The organism is Halopseudomonas pelagia CL-AP6, assembly GCF_000410875.1.
Classification (GTDB): domain Bacteria; phylum Pseudomonadota; class Gammaproteobacteria; order Pseudomonadales; family Pseudomonadaceae; genus Halopseudomonas; species Halopseudomonas pelagia.
On record NZ_AROI01000006.1, the window covers coordinates 322,975 to 346,973 of the forward strand.

17 protein-coding genes and 1 pseudogene are annotated in these 23,999 nt (G+C 56.6%); 8 read left to right on the forward strand and 10 right to left on the reverse strand.

Annotation, left to right across the window (positions count from 1 at the left end):
- Positions 1–56 precede the first annotated feature (56 nt).
- Both ftsZ and lpxC read left to right on the forward strand, forming a co-directional pair.
- A complete protein-coding gene (ftsZ, locus tag K787_RS0105945; RefSeq protein ID WP_022961880.1) occupies positions 57–1,238 on the forward strand; it encodes a cell division protein FtsZ in 1,182 nt (393 codons plus the stop codon).
- 123 nt (positions 1,239–1,361) lie between these two features.
- On the forward strand, positions 1,362–2,273 hold the full coding sequence (gene lpxC / locus K787_RS0105950; RefSeq protein WP_028614655.1) for a UDP-3-O-acyl-N-acetylglucosamine deacetylase: 912 nt from the start codon (positions 1,362–1,364) through the stop codon (positions 2,271–2,273).
- A gap of 90 nt (positions 2,274–2,363) precedes the next feature.
- Here lpxC and K787_RS0105955 read toward each other — a convergent pair whose 3' ends face one another.
- Positions 2,364–2,816, reverse strand: a complete 453-nt coding sequence (locus tag K787_RS0105955) for a DUF721 domain-containing protein (RefSeq protein ID WP_022961882.1) — start codon at positions 2,814–2,816, stop codon at positions 2,364–2,366.
- A 91-nt stretch (positions 2,817–2,907) separates the two neighbouring features.
- Between K787_RS0105955 and K787_RS0105960 the strand changes: the two genes are divergently transcribed.
- The 3 genes from K787_RS0105960 to argJ all read left to right on the forward strand — a co-directional run bounded on the left by K787_RS0105960 (position 2,908) and on the right by argJ (position 8,535).
- Complete coding sequence (locus K787_RS0105960) at positions 2,908–3,825, forward strand: M23 family metallopeptidase (RefSeq protein ID WP_022961883.1); 918 nt, start codon at positions 2,908–2,910, stop codon at positions 3,823–3,825.
- Between the two features lie 227 nt (positions 3,826–4,052).
- Positions 4,053–6,794: a preprotein translocase subunit SecA gene (gene secA, locus K787_RS0105965; RefSeq protein ID WP_022961884.1), complete on the forward strand. Its 2,742-nt coding sequence runs from the start codon at positions 4,053–4,055 to the stop codon at positions 6,792–6,794.
- A gap of 523 nt (positions 6,795–7,317) precedes the next feature.
- Positions 7,318–8,535 carry a bifunctional glutamate N-acetyltransferase/amino-acid acetyltransferase ArgJ gene (argJ, locus tag K787_RS0105970; RefSeq protein WP_022961885.1) on the forward strand — a complete coding sequence of 406 codons (1,218 nt, stop codon included), beginning with the start codon at positions 7,318–7,320 and terminating at the stop codon, positions 8,533–8,535.
- A 116-nt stretch (positions 8,536–8,651) separates the two neighbouring features.
- Here the strand turns inward: argJ and K787_RS0105975 are convergent, their stop codons facing one another.
- From K787_RS0105975 to K787_RS0106010, 8 genes are all read right to left on the reverse strand, one after another.
- On the reverse strand, positions 8,652–9,170 hold the full coding sequence (locus K787_RS0105975; RefSeq protein WP_022961886.1) for a GspH/FimT family pseudopilin: 519 nt from the start codon (positions 9,168–9,170) through the stop codon (positions 8,652–8,654).
- Between the two features lie 97 nt (positions 9,171–9,267).
- Positions 9,268–9,690, reverse strand: a complete 423-nt coding sequence (locus K787_RS0105980; protein WP_022961887.1) for a type IV pilin protein — start codon at positions 9,688–9,690, stop codon at positions 9,268–9,270.
- A complete protein-coding gene (locus tag K787_RS0105985; RefSeq protein ID WP_022961888.1) occupies positions 9,690–13,547 on the reverse strand; it encodes a pilus assembly protein in 3,858 nt (1,285 codons plus the stop codon). The genes K787_RS0105980 and K787_RS0105985 overlap by 1 nt, the downstream gene beginning before the upstream one ends.
- Before the next feature lie 17 nt (positions 13,548–13,564).
- Positions 13,565–14,191 carry a pilus assembly PilX family protein gene (locus K787_RS0105990; RefSeq protein ID WP_022961889.1) on the reverse strand — a complete coding sequence of 209 codons (627 nt, stop codon included), beginning with the start codon at positions 14,189–14,191 and terminating at the stop codon, positions 13,565–13,567.
- Entirely contained in the window at positions 14,188–14,955 is a 768-nt protein-coding gene (locus K787_RS0105995) for a PilW family protein (protein WP_022961890.1), read from the reverse strand. The genes K787_RS0105990 and K787_RS0105995 overlap by 4 nt, the downstream gene beginning before the upstream one ends.
- A complete protein-coding gene (pilV, locus tag K787_RS0106000) occupies positions 14,952–15,473 on the reverse strand; it encodes a type IV pilus modification protein PilV (RefSeq protein WP_022961891.1) in 522 nt (173 codons plus the stop codon). Before pilV ends, K787_RS0105995 begins: the two co-directional genes overlap by 4 nt.
- A gap of 2 nt (positions 15,474–15,475) precedes the next feature.
- On the reverse strand, positions 15,476–15,955 hold the full coding sequence (locus K787_RS22335; RefSeq protein WP_022961892.1) for a GspH/FimT family pseudopilin: 480 nt from the start codon (positions 15,953–15,955) through the stop codon (positions 15,476–15,478).
- A 268-nt stretch (positions 15,956–16,223) separates the two neighbouring features.
- Positions 16,224–18,617, reverse strand: coding sequence for a DUF6351 family protein (locus K787_RS0106010; RefSeq protein WP_022961893.1), 2,394 nt, complete (start codon positions 18,615–18,617; stop codon positions 16,224–16,226).
- A 235-nt stretch (positions 18,618–18,852) separates the two neighbouring features.
- Between K787_RS0106010 and K787_RS0106015 the strand changes: the two genes are divergently transcribed.
- Entirely contained in the window at positions 18,853–21,051 is a 2,199-nt protein-coding gene (locus tag K787_RS0106015) for a hypothetical protein (RefSeq protein WP_022961894.1), read from the forward strand.
- Positions 21,052–21,072: 21 nt separating this feature from the next.
- Here K787_RS0106015 and K787_RS0106020 read toward each other — a convergent pair whose 3' ends face one another.
- Positions 21,073–22,491 carry an aminotransferase-like domain-containing protein gene (locus tag K787_RS0106020; protein ID WP_028614659.1) on the reverse strand — a complete coding sequence of 473 codons (1,419 nt, stop codon included), beginning with the start codon at positions 22,489–22,491 and terminating at the stop codon, positions 21,073–21,075.
- A 274-nt stretch (positions 22,492–22,765) separates the two neighbouring features.
- Between K787_RS0106020 and K787_RS25820 the strand changes: the two genes are divergently transcribed.
- Entirely contained in the window at positions 22,766–23,281 is a 516-nt protein-coding gene (locus tag K787_RS25820) for a PAAR domain-containing protein (RefSeq protein WP_152486788.1), read from the forward strand.
- Between the two features lie 155 nt (positions 23,282–23,436).
- Positions 23,437–23,999, forward strand: a pseudogene (locus K787_RS25295) (DUF2235 domain-containing protein); the annotation flags it as partial.

Below are 23,999 nucleotides of genomic sequence, written 5' to 3' on the forward strand. Positions count from 1 at the left end.
GTGCTGTAAACGAAACGAAACGAAACGAAACGAGACAGTTCTCGAGGAGATGGGCCATGTTTGAATTAATTGATAACGTTCCGCAAAACGCGGTAATCAAGGTCGTCGGTGTTGGCGGTGGTGGCGGTAATGCCCTGCAGCACATGGTGATTAATAACGTCGAAGGCGTTGAATTCATCTGCGCCAATACCGATGCACAGGCACTGAAAAACATCAGCGCCCGCACCGTTCTGCAACTGGGCCCGAACGTCACCAAAGGCCTTGGTGCAGGCGCCAATCCGCTGATCGGTCGTGAAGCGGCAATGGAAGATCGCGAGCGCATTGCTGAAGTCCTGCGCGGCGCCGATATGGTCTTCATTACCGCCGGCATGGGTGGCGGCACAGGTACCGGTGCTGCGCCTATCGTTGCTGAAGTAGCACGGGAAATGGGCATCCTTACCGTCGCCGTGGTCACCAAGCCATTCCCCTTCGAAGGCCGCAAGCGTATGCAGATTGCCGAAGAAGGTATTCGTGAGCTGAGCCAGCACGTCGATTCGCTGATCACCATCCCCAACGAAAAGCTGCTGACTGTGCTGGGCAAAGATGCCAGCCTGCTGGCCGCGTTCAGCAAAGCCAATGACGTGCTGCTTGGCGCCGTTCAGGGTATTGCTGACCTGATCATGCGTCCGGGTATGATTAACGTCGACTTTGCCGACGTGAAAACCGTGATGAGCGAAATGGGCATGGCAATGATGGGTACTGGCCACGCCAGTGGTCCGAACCGTGCGCGTGAAGCGGCTGAAGCGGCTATCCGCAGCCCGCTGCTGGAAGACGTCAACCTGATGGGTGCACGCGGCATTCTAGTCAACATTACTGCCGGCCCGGATTTGTCCCTGGGTGAGTTCTCTGAGGTGGGTAACACCGTGGAAGAGTTCGCGTCTGATACCGCTACTGTGGTCGTCGGTACCGTTATTGATCCTGAACTACGTGATGAGCTGCGCGTGACCGTTGTTGCTACTGGCCTGGGCGCCAAGACCGACAAGCCGGTCAAGGTGATCGACAACACCACCGCCAACGCCGCGCCAAGCCGTCAGCAGCCAGCAGAAAGCACTACGCCGAACTATCGCGATCTGGATCGCCCAACGGTTATGCGCAATACCGGGCAGGGCAATAATGCGGCGGCGGCACGCTTGAATCAGCCTGCAGAAGACCTGGATTATCTCGATATTCCGGCTTTCCTGCGTCGTCAGGCTGACTGAACTTTATAGGCTCAGTCAATTGACGGGATAGGGCTGATTGGTATTCAACAGAGGCGTACTTTGCTATGATGCATGCCAATTTGTTGAAAATAATTCGCAACTAGAGCGGAAGCCATGTCAAGCATGATCAGACAACGCACACTGAAAAATATCATCCGGGCCACTGGTGTTGGTTTGCATTCGGGTGAGAAGGTTTACCTCACGCTGAAGCCAGCACCGGTAGGTACGGGCATCGTGTTCGTCCGGGTAGATCTGGACCCTGTGGTCGAGATCCCGGCACGAGCCGAGTTCGTGGGTGATACCACCATGTCGACCACCCTGGTTAACCAGGGTGCCAAGGTGGATACGGTCGAGCACCTGTTGTCCGCCATGGCGGGCCTGGGGATCGACAACGCCTATGTGGAACTCAGTGCGCCTGAAGTGCCGATCATGGATGGCAGCGCCGGTCCTTTTGTATTCCTGATCCAGTCCGCTGGTATCCAGGAGCAGGATGCGGCTAAACAGTTTATTCGCATCAAGCGTGAAGTGACGGTGGAAGAAGACGGCAAGACGGCCAGCTTTTTACCCTTTGAAGGGTTCAAGGTGTCCTTTGCCATTGATTTTGACCATCCGGTATTTCGCGGTCGTAGCCAGTCTGCCAGCGTGGATTTCTCGAGCACTTCCTTCGTCAAGGAAGTCAGCCGGGCACGGACTTTCGGGTTTATGCGTGATATCGAGCACCTGCGCTCACAGAATTTGGCCCTGGGCGGTAGCGTGGACAACGCGATTGTGGTGGACGAGTACCGTGTATTGAATGAAGACGGCCTGCGCTATGAGGACGAATTCGTCAAACACAAGATTCTCGATGCCATCGGCGATCTGTATCTGCTGGGCAAGAGCCTGGTAGGTGAGTTCCGCGGTAACAAATCTGGCCACGGCCTGAACAACAAGCTGTTGCGTGCCCTGCTTGCCAATAAGGAAGCCTGGGAAGTAGTTACCTTTGACGACGCTGGCACTGCGCCCATCTCCTTTATGCGCCCGGCCGCCGCCGTCTGATACATCGTTTCCTGAGACACGGTTTCGTTTCGATTTGAATGGCCACTTCGGTGGCCATTTTTTTTAGCTGAATTTTGCCCTAGATGGTCTTTATTGACCTTCGTGATGTTTGGCAAGTCGTGTCAGCGCGGCCTTTAGCGCGGGATCGGTAATCTGCTCGGCGGTGTCATTCAGGCTTTGCGCTGCGACTGCCGATTTTCGCATTTTGTGAACCGGTGGTGCTTTTTTGACCAACGGCGGTTGTACCTTGCAGTGTATTTTAGTTAAGGTTGCAAACTCATTAAATGCCTGCAACTGACGAACGAGTCGTTTTTGCTGGTAACGCATGCGCGTAGCCCAGTGGCTATCGGTCACGATCAGCTTCAGAACGCCCTCGCGTAACGCCGCGATATGGCAGTGTTCTCGGGCAGCCGGCTCCAGCAGCGTATCCAGCAGTATTTGCAGGCGCTCTACAGCATGGGCTTTGGCATACAACCCCTTGAGGGTTGCATGGGTGCGAATCAAGTCGCCGGGGCGACGGGCATCCAGAGGATGAAAAGACATGGCATATGCCGATTGACGTAATTAACCAGCGGTCATCCTATCAGAACCGCCAGTTTGGTTGCTTGGGGAATCGTAGTTTGGGGGTTTTTGCTTGAACATCATTATTCTAACGGACCGTCATGGCGCGGCCCGGGCGTTGACGCTCAGCCTGCCTGTACTGCTTGCCGCAGGTGCTGCCATGGTTGCCGTGCCGGTTATGGCCGCAGTACTGACCTGGTCGGTACTCACCAGCGCGCCACAGCCGGTTATTTCGGTGGAGTCCGAAGCCGCCTGGCAGGAAACGCTGGCGGATATCGACACTGAAGAGTCCGGCGGTGAGTCGCAGGCACAATTGGAGCACATGACCCAGCAACTGGCGCGGCTACAAACCCGTCTGATGCGGCTTGATGCGCTGGGCGAGCGGCTTACCGAGCTGGCTGACATGTCTGACGGTGAATTCGATTTTGGCTCCGACCCTGGCATGGGCGGTCCCGAGCTGCTCAATAATAGCTTGAAGCATGAAAGTCCTGACGTGCAGTCAGTGCTGGACAGGCTCGCCGATCGCATCGACAGCCGTACCCAACAGCTGAAACTGTTGGAAAAGCTGATGGTCAATCGCAGTGTCGACAGCAATGCCTTGCTTGACTTCAGGCCGGTGCATCAAGGGCATATCTCTTCAGGCTTTGGCCGTCGTAGTGACCCGCTAACCGGTCGTATCGCCATGCATACTGGGCTGGATTTCGCCGCGCCGCGCGGCACACCGATTTTTGCCGTGGGTGCCGGGGTGGTGACCTTTGCCGGGCGCAATGGCGCCTATGGCAATATGGTCGAAATCTCCCATGGAGACGGCTATAAAACCCGTTACGCTCATGCTCACACCTTGGATATCAAGAAAGGTGATCTGGTCAGTAAAGGCCAGCAAATTGCTACGGTGGGGTCTACCGGCCGCTCTACCGGCCCGCATCTGCACCTTGAGGTGTTTCATAAAGGCATGGCGGTCAACCCGGCTCGCCACATCGCGCTCAAATAACGCGTCCCTTGCGCAGGTTGCTGCCTGCGCTTGCCAAGCGGGGCTTCTGGTCCCTGGCTTGATCTCCTTTCCTCGCGGCTCTGTCGCCATATCAAGCTCGGCGCGCATGATAAAACCCCTCACGGTTTATTGTGTCAGCTGATTCAGAGTAGAATGCTTGTTTTGCGGTAATGGCCGATTGACCACGGCCTGACCTGTCAACCCTCAAACGGATATCAAAGTCGACTATGTTTGCGCCTTTATTGAAGAAACTGTTTGGTAGCAAGAACGAGCGTGAGTTGAAACGCATGGGCCGGATCGTTGGAACGATCAACTCCCACGAAGAAAAACTGAACGCCCTGAGCGACGAGCAGCTAAAGGCCAAGACTGCCGAATACAAAGAACGGGTTGCACAGGGCGAAAGCCTGGATGCCATTCTTCCCGAAGCTTTCGCATTGGTACGTGAAGCCAGCAAACGGGTCATGGGCATGCGTCACTTTGATGCCCAGATGATCGGCGGCATGACCTTGCACGAAGGCCACATTGCCGAAATGAAAACCGGTGAGGGCAAGACCCTGGTCGCGACGCTGGCGGCTTATCTGAATGCCTTGTCCGGCAAGGGTGTGCACGTTATTACGGTCAACGACTACCTGGCCCGGCGTGATGCCGGCTGGATGCGCCCACTGTATGAATTTCTGGGGTTGAGCGTGGGCGTTGTGGTGCCATTTCAGGATCCGCAGGACAAGCGCGACGCTTACCGCTGCGACATTACCTACGGCACCAACAACGAATTCGGTTTTGATTATCTGCGCGACAACATGGCCTTCAGTATTGAAGACAAGTTTCAGCGTGAGTTGAATTTCGCGATTATCGACGAAGTCGACTCGATCCTGATCGACGAAGCGCGCACCCCGCTAATTATCTCCGGCCCGTCCAACGACAGCTCGCAACTCTATGAAGCGATCAACAAGCTGATTCCACAGCTGACCCGCGGCTATCTGGCCGAAGAGGGTCAGGATGAGGTGGAAGGGCACTACTATATCGACGAAAAGACCCGCCAGGTCGAGCTGAACGAGTCAGGTCACCTGTTTGTTGAGGGTTTGCTCAGTCAGGAAGGTCTGTTGCCCGAGGGCGACAGCCTGTACGCAGCGCAGAACCTGAACCTGCTGCACCATGTGCATTCGGGCTTGCGTGCCCACGTGCTGTTTCATCGCAACGTCGAATACATCGTGCAGAACAATCAGGTCATCCTGGTTGACGAGCACACCGGGCGGACCATGCCGGGTCGTCGCTTGTCCGAGGGTTTGCACCAGGCCATCGAGGCGAAGGAAGGGCTGAAGATTCAGGCCGAAAGCCAGACGTTGGCCTCGACGACCTTCCAGAATTATTTCCGTCTGTACAACAAGCTGTCCGGCATGACCGGCACGGCCGATACCGAGGCGTTCGAGTTCCGCCAGATTTATGGCCTGGATGTGGTGGTTATCCCCACCAACAAGCCCATGGCGCGCAAGGACTATAACGACCTGGTCTACCTGACCATCGAGGAAAAATTCGCCGCTATCACCGTTGATATCAAGCACAGCATGGGTGAAGGTCGGCCGATCCTGGTGGGTACTGCTTCGATTGAATCATCGGAAGCCGTTTCCCGGTTGCTGGATGCCGAGAAGATTCCGCACAAGGTATTGAACGCCAAGCACCACGAGAAAGAAGCCGAGATTATTGCCCAGGCCGGCCGCCCCGGAGCGGTAACCATTGCCACCAACATGGCCGGTCGCGGCACTGACATTATTCTGGGTGGTAGCTGGGAGGCGGAAGTCGCCAGCCTGGAAAATCCAACCGAAGAGCAGGTTGCGCAGATCAAAGCCGAGTGGCAGCAGCGCCACCAGCAGGTGCTGGAATCTGGCGGCTTGCATATCATCGCTTGTGAGCGTCACGAGTCGCGGCGTATCGATAACCAGCTGCGCGGCCGGGCTGGCCGTCAGGGTGATCCGGGCTCAAGCCGCTTCTACCTGTCGCTAGAAGATAACCTCATGCGGATTTTTGCCTCTGACCGGGTGAAAAACTTCATGAAGGCACTGGGGATGGAGAAGGGCGAAGCCATTGAGCACCGCATGGTCACCAACGCCATCGAGAAAGCCCAGCGCAAAGTGGAAGGCCGTAACTTCGATATCCGCAAACAGCTACTGGAATACGACGACGTTGCCAACGAACAGCGTAAGGTGATCTATGGCCAGCGCAACGCGGTACTGGCAGCGCAGGATGTGTCTGAAACCATTCAGGCGATTCGTGAAGACGTCGTAGCAGACGCCATCAGCCAATACATTCCGCCGCAAAGCCTGCCTGAACAGTGGGATGTACCTGGCCTGGAACAGCACCTGAACGCCGAGCTGGGTATCAAGGCGCCAGTGCAGGAATGGTTGGATGCCGACGACACACTGCATGAAGAAGGCCTGCGTGCGCGTATTCTGGAAGAGCTGGTCAAGGCCTATGCCGAGAAGGAAGAGCTGACCGGGTCCGAGGCGCTGCGTACCTTCGAGAAGCAGATGCTACTGCGCGTGCTGGATGATTTGTGGAAGGAGCACTTGGCGACCATGGATCACCTGCGCCAGGGTATTCACCTGCGTGGCTACGCGCAGAAGAACCCCAAACAGGAATACAAACGTGAAGCCTTCAACCTGTTCGAAGAAATGCTCGAGTCGGTCAAGCGCGACACCATCCGTATCCTCAGTCACGTGAAAGTGCGCCGCGAAGATCCAGTGGAAGAGGAAGCGCGGATGCGCCGCCAAGCGCAAGAGATGGCCCAGCGCATGCAGTTCAAGCATGAAGAGGTAGCGCCCGTGGGCGCTGAAGAGACGCCAGAGCCAGCAGAGCAAACCGCTACTGCCACCGCCGCACCCGTCACCCGTGACGGCCCCAAGGTCGGCCGTAACGATCCTTGCCCTTGCGGTTCCGGCAAGAAATACAAGCAATGCCACGGCAAGATCGATTGATCTGACGCCGACCAGGTTGGGCCTCGCACCAGCGCGGGGTTGACCTGAATAATCGCCGTGTCGAGATGGAACTCGACACTCCCGGCACCCCCTGGGAGTGGCCGGGTACCACCCCGGCCAACAGGCCATCAGCCCCACCGCCTGCTTCAGATGAAACTCAACACTGCCCGCAAGCGCCCCGGGAGTGGCCGGGTCCCATCCCGGCCAACAACAGACCATCAGCTCCACCGCCTGCTTCAGATGAAACTCAACACTGCCCGCGAGCGCCCCTTGGGAGTGGCCGGGTTCCATCCCGGCCAACAGGCCATCAGCCCCACTGCCTGCTTCAGATGAAACTCAACACTGCCCGCAAGCGCTCTGGGAGTGGCCGGGTTCCATCCCGGCCAGCGGGCTCATGGTAACCCACATACGCGAATCAGAATTCGTTCGCCTCGGGTAGCTCGGCGCGCCATCGCACTCTGCACCACCCGCTAAAGTGCTGCTACAATCGCCACTCTTTTATCCAGTTAGCGGAGATCTCCCCATGCCCGTCGGTCTTGGCCCCTTGCCTGTACTTCACCCTGTCCCCGGCTTTCGCTTGGGTATTGCCTCTGCCGGCATCAAACGAGCAGGGCGCAAAGACATCGTGGTGATGGAGCTGGCCGAAGGTGCAAGCATCGCTGGCGTGTTTACCCTCAACGCCTTCTGCGCCGCGCCAGTGACCCTGTGCCGCGAACACATCCATCACGCGCCACGCTACCTGCTGGTCAATACCGGAAACGCCAATGCTGGCACCGGCAAGCCCGGCATGCAGGCCGCTATCCAGACCTGTGAAGCTCTCGCGCAGCTGACCCAAGTACAAACTGAACAAGTGCTGCCGTTCAGCACTGGCGTCATCGGCGAACTGCTGCCAGCCGCCAAGGTGATAGCTGCGCTGCCAGCCGCTCTGGCCAACCTGGATGCCGACCACTGGGCCCAGGCTGCCGAAGGCATCATGACCACCGATACTCTGCCCAAAGGCGCTAGCAGGCAGATCACCCTGGCCGGCCAGACAGTGACCATCACCGGCATATCCAAAGGGGCGGGCATGATCAGGCCGAACATGGCTACCATGCTCGGCTATATCGCCACCGACGCGAAAGTTGCTCAGCCGGTGCTACAGGCCTTGCTACGCGAAGCCGCTGACCTGTCATTCAACCGCATTACCATCGACGGCGACACCTCCACTAACGACTGCTGCATGCTGGTCGCGACCGGTCAGGCCTCTATGGATGAAATTACCGTCGCCAATGGCGCTGATTACCAGCAGCTCGCGGCTGCGGTGAAATCCATCATGCTTGAGTTGGCGCAAGCCATCGTGCGCGACGGGGAAGGGGCCACCAAGTTCGTCACCATTCAGGTCAATGGTGGTGGCAATCGCGATGAATGCCTGGACGTAGGTTATGCTGTAGCGCATTCACCCCTGATCAAAACCGCCCTGTTTGCCTCCGATCCCAATTGGGGGCGAATACTCGCCGCCGTAGGCCGCGCTGGCGTTCCGGAGCTGGTCGTAGAACGAATTGACGTTTATCTCGACGACCTATGCATCACCCGCAGCGGCGGCCGTGCCGAGGACTATACCGAAGAGCAGGGCGCACGCATCATGGCCCAGGCAGAAATCACCATCCGCATCGATCTAGCCCGCGGTGATTACCAGGAAACGCTCTGGACCACGGATTTGTCCCACGAGTACGTGCGCATCAACGCCGAATACCGTACCTGAAACCGCCGCAGTGACGCAGTCTAACTGCGTCACTCGCGCTCGCTTCCAGCGGTTAAGCTGCTCGGCACTATCCGCTCGCGCCTCACTCCCGCGAACGCGGGAGCCCATCCCAACCATCAAAACTCACAATACTCCGCTTCAATAACACCCCGCTCAACCCGCCAACGCCCCACCTGATTGATCGTCACCCGCCGCCCTTCATCGCTAGCGGCGAGCGGACAGAAGCGAAAGGTTCCCGCCTGAAATCCCCCGTTAAGCAACTGGCTTTCACCGCGGCCATTGAAGCGTACATATCGCGCTACCGGCGTATTGGCGTGGATGCGGATTGCCGCGTCAGGCGCTATCTCACGCAGCAGCGGTTCGCCTGCGTCGTATTGGCCGTTGTGATTGGTATCCAGAAACATCAACCAGCCGTTGCCCCAGTCGCCCTCTATCGCAGCCAGGGTCACAGGCCGGTTGCGTCTTACTGCTTCCAGCCGGGCCATATTCAGGCTGCCGGTGAGGCTGCTCAGGCCAGAATCCATGCGCTGCTGATCGATGATCTTGCCGAAGGCCGGCATGCCGATACTGAGGAGTATGCCCAATACTACTAAGGCCACCAGCAACTCAATCAGAGTAAATCCGCGTGAGTTCATATTCGATCCTCCTTGACGTGTTGATAGAGGGGCTACTTCCTGTATGCCCCTAGGTAAACCCGACGTAACTTTGAGTATGACTTAGTTTATTAACAGCTTAGCGCCAACATTCGTCCAACGCTCGACCAGTTCCGCTACGGCCCCTGTCCCCCCTGGCATTTAGCGTCAAGTTGCCACAGTCAGCATCATTGAATAACTGTGTTGCGGTCAAAGTATAGCCGCCGTCATTGGCTACTTGGCTAATGGCGAGAGTATAGAGATCGGCGTAGCGACCCTCATTAACGCCAAGACGGCCACGGTTGGCATCATCCGTGAGGTAGGCGTTGTTCTGCGCATAGAAACGCTCCTGTCGCGCTGCGGCCTCGACGAGGAGCGACTGTCCTTCTGTACGATTGCCGCGCAACACGTACTCGCGGTAGCTGGGGTATGCAACGGCGGCGAGGATGCCGATGATGGCGACTACTATCATCAGCTCTACCAGGGTAAAGCCCCTGCTTTCTCTCAGTTTGATCAGGCTCATTAAGGTGTCTCCTCTAGCAGGTACTGCCAGGTCTGGCGGCCCTGCTCTGCAGGGGGTACGAAGAAACCGAGAGTGTCATCATTGCCGTAAATGAGTCCATCCCCTGTCAACGCCACGCCGCCGGGCGCTCCAATTTGGATGCCGGAAGGAGGAATCCCTGCCGAGGTCGAGTCACCTGCGTCAATTCTGCCATCGCGGTTGAAGTCGAAAGGCGGCAACAAAGTTCGGGCGCCAGTTTGTGCATTGATGCCATAGATAAAGCTGGTCAGCCCGTCCGCACAAGGATCCTCATTGGGGGTTGTGGTACCGAAGAGAAGCGTATTTCCGCGAGCGAGCATCTCATTTACCATCATCTCACCCTCCAGTGAACTGCTGCCGACTCTCAAGTCTAAAAACCAGCCGCGTCGCCGAACATTGCTTTCACTTGCCTCCTGGATCGGCGTAGTGCCGGGGTTGTACCATTCCACCCGACCATCGCTGATGACGCGTATCAAGCTGGTAGTGGACCCTGCGTCCCCAGTGAAGGTGGTATTCGCCTGGCTAGTGATAGTGCGTTGTTCCATATTTCCACGGTTGGCTAGTGCAAGTGCTGCACTGGTATTTTGCGCGCGGGTGTAACGGTCCCATACCGCGTAGATGCTGTTGGCCTTGCTGGTGTCGGGCGCTGCATCTGATGTTTCGAAATACTTGCCGGTACCGACAATGACCAGATAGCCGAGACGGCTCGGATGGCGTACCAGCGACGGTATGGCTGTGATGGACTGCGGCAGGGTAGCGTCGCTGTTGAAGCGCGCCTTGAACATCGGCTGGCCGCCGTAAGCGACCCTGAAAGAACTGGGATCAATTGACTCATGATTTGCCCTGGCAAAGGGGTCCGACCCACTGGAGGACCCCGTGTTCACCAGATCGAAGCGCCAAAGGTTGCCGCGCAGATCACCAGCATAAGCATAATCGACAATGCCGTCACTGTTGTTGTCGGCGCCGCGTACGCTGGACAGGCCGTTGGGCAGGTCAGAACCGTCGTCGACGGTAAGCTGGGTGAGTTTCTCGCCGTTACTGATGTCGATGACAAACAGCGCCGCGACATCGTTGACGCCAGTGTCGGGGTTGGTGCTGTCATAGCCGTTGCCCAGCAGTACGGCCCATTGGCCACTGTGCAGACGAACAATTTCAGGGCGGGCGAAGGTATAACCGAGGTCGCTGTAATCGTCGCTCTCATTACTTATTTCCCAGAGCAATTCCACCCCTGAACCGTCTGACCCAGGGTCGGTAATGTCCAGTGCAAAGATAGACTTGCCACCGGCGCGCAGGGTGCCTACCAGCACGGTACGCCACTCGCCACCGATATAGACGTCCCGAACAATGGGGCTGCCATCGACGAAGAAACGGTGTTCGCCGCCCTGATAGCTTTGGCCGGTCAGGCTTGGCAGGTTGGTTATCACTGCGTCGGGAATAAAGGCAAAGGCTTCCTCACCACCCAGGTAACCGTCACCGTCAGCGGTATGGATGGCATGCAGCATGCCATCGTTGGCGCCAACATACACCAGCTCGGGGCGATCGGCAGTCCGGCGAAGATATGCAAGATATTCGCCGCGGGCTCCGTCAATACGGTCCATGAGGTAGGGCACATTACCGGCTGTACCTACCACAGCTGGCGCGGAATTGATGATGTCGCCGAATACCGAGGTACGAGCGCGAAAGTCAGTGGTACCGGTACCTTCGCCTGCGCGGTGGCCTCTTATATAGTTAACGCGAGCGCCGCCTCGGGCGTCGGGAGTTCCGCTCAGGCCGTCAGGATTGAGGTTGAACAGGGCCTGTTGCTCTGGGCTAAGGTTGGTCCAGTTGAAAGGCCTGATAGCGCTATCGCCACCCATATAAATGTTTCGGCCAGTGCCCTGGGCCGTAATGCGTTCTGATGCTGACCATTCTTCGTCAATGGTGACTAGACCATTAGATAGACGCCTGACATCCTTGCGCACCAAGTCACCAGTCCAGCCGGCGGTGCTGTCATAAGAAGACTCGAAGATACGGTTGACGATACTGATGTCACTCGGATCGCTAGTGTTCAGGCTGACCGATGAGGACACGCCTGGCCGACCTGCGGTCGAGTTGCGCTCAGCAATGCGATTAATAATGTCGTTGAAAGCAGTGACGAGCTCCTCAGGGCTGTCGGCACTGAAGAACTCGCCGCGTGAATTGACCGCAGCATGCCACAGGTCATAGACGTTATTGGCGTTGCTATCACCAGCAGCAGGCCAATTGGCGGTGCCATTGAGGATGTTGGCATAACCGCCCTGGAAAGTGTCCTTTTCCCAGGGTACGGACGAATTATTCAATGAAGACCCGAGCCCCAGGCCTACCATGTAGTTGGTCATGTTCTGCCAGGTAGCAGGATTGTTTCGCGCATCCCAGTATTGAGTTGCTGCATTGGTATTGGTGAAACGTGTATAAGGCTTCACTTCATTGTCAAGGCCTGTATTCAAGTCCGTTGCCCAGTAATGCATGGCCAGGTCAGCAAGTGTATTGGTCGTCGCATCTGCATAGGGGCGTCGGCTATTTGAATAGCTCTGACCGTCTGGGAGGTTGAAGTTGCTATGGTCGGCTCGCAGGGTCGAATTAGGTGAGCCATTTGCCCCGTTCCATATGCCGTCGGTCATCATGATATGGAAGCTTGGGCGGCAGGCGTATTGAGGGTTTGAAATTGTACTACCAGTGGTACCGCTGGGATTGAAAGGGTTGGGTTCGTTAGCCCACGCAGTATTGGTTTCCAGGAATTTTCCGGCCCGATCGAGGCTCGCTCGTAGTGGCGTACCGCCTGAGAAGGAAACGTCAGTTAACCAACTGAGAAAGTTGGATTTCTGCCGGTCGCCAAAAATGCGAAAGCGGTTGTCATTACAGTTGGTACCGTTATTGAAGCTGGTACAGTTGTTCAGGGCCTGCCAGGTAAAGCGTACGGCGGATGGTAGATCGTAGAAGGCCAGGTGGGCAGCGCTCTGGGTAGCCAGGGCGCGGTCGCGATAGAACGAATACCAAGTGGCAAAGTTCTGCTGTTCGGCAGTGTCCACTAACTGCACTCTGTAGCAGTCGTCATTTCCGATGGAGGTTATGCTACAGCCTGCCCGTGTGGCATCAAACACATAATAATAGGCTGCGACTGGTTGCTGGCGTAAATTAACACTTGCGGTACGCGATCCACCTCCACTGTTTTGCGTACAATGCGCGGCGCTGTTGACGTAGCCTGCGCCGGTAACCCTGCATGTTGCATTGGCTGTTCGTTCAATCGTGTAGACCATGCCGCCGGGGGTGGTGATAGTTGTGGATGCGCCATTGATCAGATTGGCGCTGACGTCGAAATCTTCCGCTGGATTCTCAGCCAATTCTTTGATGTTACTGAAGCCGTTTGTGCCGTAAGCGCAGTTACCCACCTGATCCCTTGTGCAATACCACGTCACACGGTAATTGGTTGCCAGGTTGGCACTGCCCAAGCCGGTTTTGAAGCCCATATGATATGCATTGGAAAAGCTGGTGCCGTAAATGATATCAGAACCGTTCACTGCGACGCCCTTGGGAATGATGTAGCTGGTATTGGGATCGTAGTAGGCTGGGTTGAAAGTTGCGGATTTAACTCTTTTGGTCCGCATAGTGGCATCGGCAGCAATGCTGTCCGGCACGTGTGAGCGCTTCATGCTGCCTGAGTCATCAATGGTGAAGATCAAGTTGGGCGCTACCGAGTCCACCAACATCAAAGGCTGCTGGCTGACGTCCAGGGCAGCGGCGTGGGCCACTCCGCCGTGTAGATAGAGGCTAAATGCCAGGCAGCTCAAGGCCGCTTTGGTCAGGCTTTTATATGAGTTCATAATCTGTTGTCCTGGCATTAAAGGTAGACACGTAGAGTCGTTGAGCGCAGATCCACACGGCAGCCGTCATCTGAAGAGGTGGCATTTATTTCGTGCCGTGATGGACCAATGCCAGCCTGGAAGTTACCGTATTCTGGATTTTCCGATTCGCCCAGGGAGGCACCGCCGATAAAGGGCACGGCGTACCAAAGGATGCTTTGCGCGAACACAGTCGAAGCATCTGGCGAGTATTCTTTAACGCCTGCAAAGCCTGGCTCGCCAGCAGCAAACGCCTGTTCGAATGTCGGTTCCTGATCGAGAACGCAGGGCTGGTCGGCAGGCAGATCTGCAGGGCAGGATTCGCTGGCGTTCGGTGGCGCAAGTACCAGATTACCCCCGTATGAGGCCACTGGTATTGAAGGATAGTTGCCAGGGGTGTCATCGGTCAGTTTACCGGAAATCCGGTACTCTCCATCGCGCAAACCCGCCTCCGATGCGTTGAAACAACCCTTCTGGTTGACCAGGTTGCCGGTGGTCCGAGACTCTAGCGCGACCTCGCGCATATTCGTCACTGCCAGAGTGGTCAGAATCAGCAGAAACACCAGAGAGATAACCAGCACGGCGCCGCGTTGCTTTTGGTGTGAGCGGTAGGCATGCATTTTCATCGGGTGAGGTTCCTGAGGTTAATAGTGCTTTCCGTGACCAGATACAAGGCGCGGTCCGGAGCGTCGGCGCCCTCATTGTCATTGTAGGTTTCTTGCCAGTATTCATAAGCTGGACTTTGATTGTCGCTGGCAATGTTGTCGTAACGGCTTTTAACCAAGGCCGCATAGCGGACCGACTGGATGCTTTGATTGACACCGGGGGTGCTTGTATAGGCGTCAGCCTGGCGGCTGTCATTGTTGCTCACGCCGAACTCAAGTTGCAGGTCGACCACGTTGTCGAATACGGGCTGGTCATTGCATAGCAGGCTGTTGCCGGTGAACGTCAGGTCGACAATTAAGTTGCTCGGAGTGGCCGGAAGCTCGTAGGGCTCTGGCGGGCCTGGTTGCGCTATCCCGTCGCAAGCGGTTAGTCCGGGAACATGAGGTTGATATCGCAAGCAGAGCCGACGGTTGGTGGCGTCGTAATTAATTGTTTCGCCGGCAACAAAGCTGCAGTTGCCCACAGCTTCAATCCGAAAAGCGTATGTAGGGTCGTCATCGGGACGAATCTGGTAACCCACCCGGCGTAGCTCTTCTTCAAGTATCAGTAATGTATAACGGGCGTTTTCGGTATTGTCGGACTGACCTTGCTGGAAGAAAAAATTGCTCTTGTTGTCTATGTATATCTGAGTAACTCCAAGAATTAACAAGCTACTGATGGCGAGCGCGATCATCAGTTCGATGATGGAGAGGCCCCGCTGGGTTCTGCGAAGAATCTGGGTCATATCTGAGTCCTTACGCGATAGGTGCAGATGTCAGCGTCAGCGTCACCATCAATCAAGCATTGCTCACCCGCCGCGCGCCAGGCGACCTGCACTTCGACCGCCGCACCAGCACCGCAAGTCCCGGCCACGGCAGTACGGCAAACATAGAACTGACCGCTGACTGCATCGGAGCCAGCATCGGGTAACAGACGGCGGACCTTGTCGCCCCAGCAGGCAATCTGGTCATCCATCAGAGATGCGGCGCCGATCTCGCGGCAATCGCCGGTACTGCTGGGTAGCTCGGCGCTGAAGTAAAAAGCGTCGCCGGTGGTGGCAGTGGTAGGGCTTGCACGGACAATCTCGATCATCTCGTTAGCCAGGATGGCAGCCTGGGTCCGATGCAGTGAGTCGTTGGTATACTGGATACTACGTCCCTGCATGGCGACCATGCCAAGCACCCCGACGGCGATCAGCAGGATGGTGATAAGTACTTCCAGCAGACTGAAGCCCTTGGGTGCTGAATTAACTGGTTTCAGCATGATTAACAACCCCCCAAGGCGGTGCCGTCTTCGCTAAGGCCCTGCGGATGCAAGGTAGAGCGGCCACTGTTAATGACAGATATGACATAGGCTTTCTCGGAAATACCATCGCGACAGAATGAAGCGCGAAAATCGCCGATGGTAGAGGTGCCGTTTGCGCGATAAATAAGCTGTGGATGGCTAGAGGTAAAGTCGACGCCAGTAGCGTCGAAAGTGCTGGCGCGGAGGATTACACCAGCACTTGTTACATCGACTTCGCCGGTAGCGGTGTCGATGTTGACATTAACCGGGCGACGGCGAATGACCGATTCGCTGCGCGCATACTGCAGCATGGCATTCATTTCCTCGGCTTGGGCCTGTACTTGATTGTCGCGCACCAGGCCAAAGAGGTTAGGGATCGCCAGAAAGGCAACGATTGACAGTAATGCCACCACCACCATCAATTCGATCAAAGTAAAGCCGCTAGCATGTCCGGTACGCATGGTTCACTCCATATTGATTCATGGCAGAATGTAAATTAGCTTCTGTGACAAGTCAGCAGGTGTTGGATGGGATGTGGTAATTCCAGGACGGATGGTCGATTTGCTTGATGTTGGCAGGCGTGGTCAAGACAGGCGACTCTTGCGGGAGCATAGGGTGAAGCCTACAGAGGTGCAAAAAAGTCGAAGATAACTCTAATATTGATAGCAGGTTATTAGCCCAATGAGTTGGAAGCTGTAGCGCTTCAGCAGCGCTACAGCTTCTTCTTTATCAACCCTGCGGCCGGCCCTGATCCGCCTGGCTGTAATCACAGACTCCCTGTGGAAAGATCGCCTGTAGTTCTTCGATCTGATCACTGGTCGGCATCCAGGTACCGTAAGTGCCGTCACTAACGGCCGTGTTCACTGGCTTTAGCGAACATTTGAAAATACTCCCTTCAATCGGTCCGCCCGCGACCATTCTTGAGGTTGTATAGGTGGGGAACAGTTGGGTGCAGGCACCTTGTACGTTGTTGTCAAGAATGCCGTCCCATACGTTGTCACCCGCGGCGATCAGCTCGCCATTGGTCTCGAAGCAGCTATCCACTGCGGCGTCGGGCTTATTCTCCGCAACACTTTGCCCAGGGTTTTCCTGAATATTGGTTATCCAGTCGTGCAGCACGTCCAGGGCTTGCCAGGTCTGGTCAAAGTCGTTTTGGGGGCGCGGGCGAGTGGGGTCGCTGACATTAGTGGGGCGTGCGTCGGTAAACCAGATCACCTGGTTATCCGAATGACCCATCTGGTTGCGTATACGCTGACGTCCGGAGAACGATTGGTGACTGTTGTGCATATCCAGTACTTCTTCCAAATAGTGCCGCCAATCGATCATCGGAATAGTCAGCTCTCCGTCAAATACCATGCCTGAACTGTAGGCCGCATTGATCGCTAGCAAGTCACCCTGGGTTCGCGGGGCGGGGGCTGTGCCGTCTGGACTCAAACGCATATTGCGTCTACTCCAGGGGTCGAACCTGCTTGGATCAGCTAAGACATCGCTTTCGGTGCCTATGAATGGGAAGCCTTCCTGGATCATATCTTTGGGTTGCTTCCAGCCGCCGATCTGCGAGTTAAGCTTGAGAAACTCGGCCGGGGTAATATGACCGTCGTTGAGGGCTTGAAGACCATATTGAACCCCTACGTTGTCGAACAGTGTGCGCGGCTGGCCTTCATCATCCAGGCCATAGATATTGCGCAGATCGTCATAATGCGTCCATTGCACTGAATCCATAATGCCCGGCGGCTGCATCTGCGCTTGGTTGCGTGCCTCGCCGTAAAGCGGATTCATGACCAGTGGGGTCAGGCCGCGCCAGGCGGGTATGCATTCGGTCATGCCGGGGGCAGTGCTATAGCCGAACATGGGCTTGTAGGGGGCGAACGGGTCTGGGTAGTCATCAGTTGAGTTTAGCCCCACCAACCAGCTACGGTTCGCGGTGGTTGTCCAGAGGGCGTTGTCCTTGTCTGTGACATCCATATAGTGCTCCAGCAGCTCGCAATCACCGATATGGATGGTTTGGGTCACCATATCGGGATAGGAGTACTGAGGTACGCCGCCGTCCAGCAGGCCTGGATGGTTCTGCGCATAGACATACTGCTGGATGCCGCCTCCGGAGCCGCCGATGGCGACGGTATAATCCGGGACGCCAAAGCGTTTGACGAAGTGCTCCTTGACCATCAACGCGGTTTCGCCACCAACTTGCAGGTTGTAATGCGAGCTGGTGCGGGTGCCGGTGGAGAAGAGCACCGCATAGCCCTTGCCTAGCACCTCTGGCGACATGGACCGGTTGTCCATGCGCCCCTGCGTATGCCCGATGGCCACACCGCCGAGGAAGTGGAACATGGCTCGTCCATTCCATAGTTCGGTTGAGGCCGCTTCGGCCGCATCATTCAGGCTGGCTAATGTGGCAAAGCTGTAAATAAAGCGGTTGATGGTGCCTACTTCGCGACGCACGATAAAGTCCACCACGCGTCCATCTGTCAATGTGGTAGTCGTCAGGTCTGCCGGGCGTGTGCGGTCGCTTGGCAGTGGCTTGTAGCTGTTGTCGGTGGCGCGGTAGAAAAACTCTACGTAGGACTCAATCGAGCAGTCCTTGCTCAGGCCTATCTGCGTATTGCTGGCATCATAAACCGGGAAGCCCATGCCCTCGTCAGTGTCTACCAGTGGCTGTTTGTTCAGTTCGGTACTGACAGTACAAACAAAGGGGTACTGCTGCGGCCCTGAGAAGATTGGGCCGGTTATCGGATGGTTGGTCAGGGTCATGCTATGCAGCGGGCCGTGGGCGGCGTGGTGCAGCTCGAGTTCGTTCTCGCCGAGTTCGAGCCCCTCAAGCAAAATTTCCAAACGGCCGTTGCGACGGGTTATGCGCGCAGGGTCGACCTCCTGATCATTGAGCCATAGCTCTAGTTGATCCAATTCGCTATCGATCTGGCCCATGTCACCTTCCACCGAGAGCAGCACATCGCCGCCGCTGACCTGATCGGGTGCGCTGGACAGCACGCTGAGCGTGAAATCGGGTGGTGAACCGCCGGAATCTGAACTGGAGCTTGAGCCGCCAGAGCTGAGGCAGCCGGTTAAGGCAAGGGTGAGAAGGCTTGCTGCAAAAGGTGTTGAGTAACGCTGAAGTGTGGACATGCTAGATCCCTCTTATGGCCTTTTTGTTGTGGTTGTCGGGCAACATTATGCTAAGGCCCTAATTGAGGGATAAAACAGGTACAGATTCCGTTAAAGCACTGTCACAGATTTCAGGGGCTGGGCCGCTTGGGTAGCAGTATCTGTGTCAGCCGTTTCGTAATATCTGTATCTGTTTTGCAGGGATGGGAGGTTTTAGTCTGGGAGTGCATACCAACAACAAAAAAAGGAGATAGCCATGCAACCCACGTTGATCCTGGTTGTGCTTGCCTGCAGTTCCATGCTGCTGCAGGGCTGCCTGAGTTCCGGCTCCAGCTCAAGTACGCCGGCGCTGCCAGCGACTGTTGATCTGTCGGGATTCGACGAGGCAAGTGCCGGCTATTGTGACCATACGGTACATGGCCACTGTCTCTATCCCTTCCCGAGCAACTTCTTCACTCGCCAGGACGCCGCTACGCAGACGGGCTTGCGGGTGGATTTCGATATGGCGGGTATGCCGGTTGCGCAACCGGTATCGATTGCTGCGAGCCAGCTGGCGCCACAGGGTGTGACCACCACCGTGGCCGCGCCGGTCGATCCTGACGAGTGGAACCGTAACGATGGGTTCTCGCCTGGATCAATGTTACTGGCGCATCTGCCAGGTATTGATTTGCAGCAGACAGGCGCGGTATCCATCACTGATATAGAAGCGTCGCTGGCGGCGGATGCGCCCATTCTAGTGATCGATGCGGGCACCGGTGAGCGGCAGTTGATCTGGGCCGAGTTGGATGCCAACGCACCGTCTGCCGAGAGACAGGCGTTGATTATTCGGCCTGCGGTCAACTTCAAGGAGGGGCATCGTTACATCGCTGCGATCCGCAATGCGCGGAGCGCCGATGGTGAGCTGTTGGAAACGAACGAATTGTTTCGCGCCTATCGTGATGGGATCGATACGGGCGTAGATGTTTACGAAGCGCGCCGCAGCGCCATGGCGGACATCTTTGACCATTTACAGGCGCATGGTGTGGAGCGAGAGGGTCTCAACCTGGCCTGGGATTTTACCATTGCCAGTCAGGCGTCCATTACTGAACGGCTGCTGAGCATACGAGATGATGCCTTTGCGCGGCTGGGTAATAGCGCTCCCGTCTTTACCGTGGACCAAGCGGGGCTATTGATTGATGGCTCTGCTCGCGCGGGTTTGAGTCGTGGTATCACTGGGACTATCCAGGTACCCAATTATTTAAATGCCGAGGGTGGCCCGCCCGGCTCGGCCTTTAACTACGCAAACGATGATCCAGATGCGTTGCCGGAGGTATTTAACGGGACTGATTTTTTCACGGCGCGCTATCGTTGCCAGATTCCGGTGACTGCCGTGGCAGATTTTGAAGATGCTGCCAGTCCGGTTACAGCTGCCCGTGCGGCGCTCTATGGGCATGGATTGTTTGGCGAAGGGCCGGGAGGCGAGTTCCGCTCAGGTAATGTGCGGGATATGCAGACCGAGCATAACGTCATGTTTTGCGCCACTGATTGGGTTGGTATGGCAACCGAGGATTTTATTGCCGGCGTTATTCATCGGATATTGGCCAACATCAGCTTGCTGCCTCAGCAGTTGGACCGCAGTCAGCAGGGCGTATTGAACGCCATGTTTCTGGCTGAGCTGTTAACCCATCCGCAGGGATTCCAGTCGCACCCGGCGTTCAGGCACGGCCCCGCAGAGACCTTGGTATACGATCCTTCCGAGGTGTTTTATGACGGTAATAGCCAGGGTGGAATTCTCGGCGGTGCGCTGGTAGCCACCGCCCCCAACATCCATCGTGGCGTTCTCGGCGTGCCCGGCAGCAATTACAGTCTGTTGCTGCGCCGTTACGGCCCTTTCAATCAGCGGTTTGGGACGGTTCTGTATCAAGCGTACGAAGACGGGTTGGATCGCTCGCTGATCTTCGCGCTCATGCAAATGTTGTGGGACAGGGCGGAGAATAACGGTTATCTCAGCCACTTGGCCGGAGACTACCTGCCCAATACGCCGACGAACAAGCGGTTACTTCTTCACGTTGCCCTGGGGGATTATCAGGTGACGCAGTGGAGCGCCGAGATCATGGCCCGCACTATTGGCGCGGCGATTCATGAGCCAAGCGTGCGTCTGGGTGAGCACCCGGACAGTAATCCTTACTACGCTATCCCTCTGATCGAGCAGTACCCGTATGACGGTCACGCGCTGATGATTTGGGATTCAGGTGCGGTGAATGCGGACGGAAACCGGGGTAACCCTTTTCCCCCGACCAACAACACGGGTCCTGATGTGTCAGTAGGTCGTGACCCGCACGAATCACCGCGTAATACGGTGGCAGCGCGTTTGCAGAAATCGGAGTTTATGAAAACGGGTGGCGCAGTGAACGACGTGTGTGGTGATAGCCCCTGCTACAGCGATGACTACACTGGCATCGCCCGACAGCCATGAGCGGGAGACGCTGTTGGGCCTTCAAATGCCCCGCGCCAGCTCGCCCAGTTGGCCAATGGCCTGGCGCAGTTTGCTGTTGATTGGGGTGCCGGCGTTCAGGCGCATATAGTTGAAATGCCGGGGCCCAACGGAAAACACCGTGCCAGGGAAAATATGAATGCCTTTAGCCAGCGCCTGGTCGAATAATATTCTGGAATCCAGCCGGTGTGGCAGGCCGACCCAGAGCACGCAACCGCCGGTGGGGATATCGATGCGCGTGCCGGGAGGGAAGGCATCCAGCACGGCTGCGGCGGTTTCCTGGGTTTGCGCTGCCAATTGATGGCGCAATTGCTGAACGTGCTGCGCGTAAAAGCCGCTTTCCATCAGCCGGCTCATAAGCAACTGGGGTGCCGATGCGGTAGTGATGCTGCTGATCTGTTTCAGTTCGCGAAGGCGGTGATGAAAGCGCCCTGGCGCCACCCAGCCAAGGCGCATGCCCGGCATCAGTGACTTTGAAAAGGAATTGCAGTAAATCACCATGCCGGCTTTATCGTAGGCTTTAGCGGGCGGCGCGTCTCCGGCATACACGGTATCACCCCATATATCGTTTTCAATCAGCGGTACCGAGTAGCGGGTAGCCAATGCCACCAGCTGCTGTTTGCGCTCGGCCGACATGGTAAAACCCAGCGGATTCTGCGCGTTGCATGACACCATGCAAGCGCTTACCTGGCCGTGTTTGAACGCCTGCTCCAGCGAGTAAAGGCACATGCCGTCGCGATGATGCGTGGGGATCTCCAATGCCTTGCGTTGCATGACCTCCAGGGCTACCAGCGCGCCATAATAGGTGGGCGTTTCCACCGCTACCGTGTCGCCGCGGCGGGTCACGGTGCGCAGGGCCAGCTCCAATGCCTCCATACAGCCGTTGGTGATGATCAGGTCTTCCTGGTTGATCGGGACCGGGTAGTTGAGACTGCGTCGGGCCAACTGGTGGGTGAAACGATCGTGGCCATGCGGATGCATGTAATCCCAGGCTTGTAGGGCGTGCGTACGAGTGACCTCGCGCAGGGTACGCAGTATGCGGTCAATCGGCATGATTTCGCGTGCCGGCAGGGCAATCCCCAGGTGCACTAGATGCTCCTCCACATGCGGTTCCATATAATGGAGGACATCTTCACTCAGGGAGACTTCTACAGGTAACGCCAGGAATTGTGCCATCGTGCTCGGCGGCTGCTTGAGCGGCGGGTTGCTCGCGACAAAAACCCCGGAGCGCGGCCGGATATCGATCACCCCATCCATTTCCAGCTGGCGGAAGCACTGCACCACAGTATTGATACTGACACCGAAAACCCGGCTCAGGCGACGCACGGATGGCAGTCGCTCGCCAGCTCGATAACTCCCGCCGCCGATTTGATTGCGCAACTGCTGACTGATGTTCTCGTACAGAAAACGTTCCTGTGCCATACGCCTGCTGCCTCGACTGGCGGTGCTGAATGCCGCTGATTTGTTTTTTTGGTCGATTGGCAGAGTATAGGGCAGGATGCAGTAGTGCGCCAAAAGGGTGCCTGATCGGATTTTATAGTTTGGTTAGTGGAAGAGCGTGTCATCAGCTTCGACGTATAAGGCATGCCGACCGGTTCACATTCCGGGGCAACCGTTCTTGTTGCTGGCCGCTTGACGCACTAGCATCCCTGGCACGGACAGCAATACATATTCAACACCGCCAGGGAACAAGGCCATGTCAGGAAAACCCGCAGCGCGTCTGGGCGACGCCACCCAATGCCCGCAGAAAGGCCACGGCAGCAACGCCATTATCAGCGGCTCACCAGATGTACTGTTCAACGGCATGCCCGCGGCCCGCCTCGGCGACAAAACCGCTTGTGGCAGTGTCATTACAGGCCAGGTGATACCCAATGTCTTGATCAACGGTCGCCCCGCCGTGGTCACCGGCAGTACCGGCTCCCATGGCGACGTCGTGATCGGTGGTTCGGGGGATATACTTATCGGTGGGGCGGTGACCTTTGCCACTGGAGAGCCGCTCAGCTCAGAGTTGCTGAACGCCAGCCAGGCCCTGGCACCGACCGGGGGCCGACGCAGCATCTGCGCCAGAACCATCAACACGCCGAGCTGCCGGAGACACTTGAGTATGAAGAAGAGGAAGAAGAGACCGAGCTGCCACTCGAGCAGCGCATCACCCTGCGCCTGGGCCTGTTTTTCGACGGCACTGGCAACAATCTGGCCAACGCCGCCCTGACGGAACAATGCCGGCGTCAGGATCTAAATGATTTTGACCCCGTCACCCTGCAAGCCGTTGCCCAGATCTGCGAGTCCCGACAATACCGTGACACCAACGGCGACGGGTTGTTTGATCAGATGCCGGGTAGCAGTTATGGCAATGCCATGACGAATGTGGCGCTGTTGTTTGATCTTTATGAGGACCAGGCTTATGAACAACTCCCAGCGAATGCCAAGCTGGGCCATTTAAAGGTTTACCTAGATGGCATCGGTACTCGCAGCGGCGGGCCTGATTCACTCCGAGGCATGGCGACTGGACAGGGTGATACTGGTGTTATTGCACGTGTGGCACAGAGTCCTGACCTGATCACTGAGCAACTACGCTTACTGTTTTCCAACAATCCCCATCTTGTTATTGAGCGCGTGGAATTCGATATCTTCGGTTTCAGCCGTGGTGCGGCGGCGGCTCGGCATTTTGTCAATGAGCTGCTAAAACCCGACGGCGGCTTATTATCGTCAACACTGAATCAGAGCTCGCCTGCCTTCACAACCGACTTTGACTGGTCTGAGCATGCCTGCATCAACTTTATCGGCCTGTTCGATACGGTCGCTGCGATCATCGACCCCACCCGCAGTGACCTCAGTGCCGGGAACGCACGCAATCCCGGTATTAATCTGTACTTGCCGCCGGATTGTGCGCGCAAGGTGGTGCAGCTGACCGCTCAACATGAGGAGCG

What these genes read in the sequence shown, in the direction of transcription:
- ftsZ (WP_022961880.1), top strand. Translation starts at nt 57, where the DNA reads ATGTTTGAATTAATTGATAACGTTCCGCAAAACGCGGTAATCAAGGTC.
- lpxC (WP_028614655.1), top strand. Translation starts at nt 1,362, where the DNA reads ATGATCAGACAACGCACACTGAAAAATATCATCCGGGCCACTGGTGTT.
- K787_RS0105955 (WP_022961882.1), bottom strand. Translation starts at nt 2,816, where the DNA reads ATGTCTTTTCATCCTCTGGATGCCCGTCGCCCCGGCGACTTGATTCGC.
- secA (WP_022961884.1), top strand. Translation starts at nt 4,053, where the DNA reads ATGTTTGCGCCTTTATTGAAGAAACTGTTTGGTAGCAAGAACGAGCGT.
- argJ (WP_022961885.1), top strand. Translation starts at nt 7,318, where the DNA reads ATGCCCGTCGGTCTTGGCCCCTTGCCTGTACTTCACCCTGTCCCCGGC.
- K787_RS0105975 (WP_022961886.1), bottom strand. Translation starts at nt 9,170, where the DNA reads ATGAACTCACGCGGATTTACTCTGATTGAGTTGCTGGTGGCCTTAGTA.
- K787_RS0105980 (WP_022961887.1), bottom strand. Translation starts at nt 9,690, where the DNA reads ATGAGCCTGATCAAACTGAGAGAAAGCAGGGGCTTTACCCTGGTAGAG.
- K787_RS0105985 (WP_022961888.1), bottom strand. Translation starts at nt 13,547, where the DNA reads ATGAACTCATATAAAAGCCTGACCAAAGCGGCCTTGAGCTGCCTGGCA.
- K787_RS0105990 (WP_022961889.1), bottom strand. Translation starts at nt 14,191, where the DNA reads ATGAAAATGCATGCCTACCGCTCACACCAAAAGCAACGCGGCGCCGTG.
- K787_RS0105995 (WP_022961890.1), bottom strand. Translation starts at nt 14,955, where the DNA reads ATGACCCAGATTCTTCGCAGAACCCAGCGGGGCCTCTCCATCATCGAA.
- pilV (WP_022961891.1), bottom strand. Translation starts at nt 15,473, where the DNA reads ATGCTGAAACCAGTTAATTCAGCACCCAAGGGCTTCAGTCTGCTGGAA.
- K787_RS22335 (WP_022961892.1), bottom strand. Translation starts at nt 15,955, where the DNA reads ATGCGTACCGGACATGCTAGCGGCTTTACTTTGATCGAATTGATGGTG.
- K787_RS0106010 (WP_022961893.1), bottom strand. Translation starts at nt 18,617, where the DNA reads ATGTCCACACTTCAGCGTTACTCAACACCTTTTGCAGCAAGCCTTCTC.
- K787_RS0106015 (WP_022961894.1), top strand. Translation starts at nt 18,853, where the DNA reads ATGCAACCCACGTTGATCCTGGTTGTGCTTGCCTGCAGTTCCATGCTG.
- K787_RS0106020 (WP_028614659.1), bottom strand. Translation starts at nt 22,491, where the DNA reads ATGGCACAGGAACGTTTTCTGTACGAGAACATCAGTCAGCAGTTGCGC.
- K787_RS25820 (WP_152486788.1), top strand. Translation starts at nt 22,766, where the DNA reads ATGTCAGGAAAACCCGCAGCGCGTCTGGGCGACGCCACCCAATGCCCG.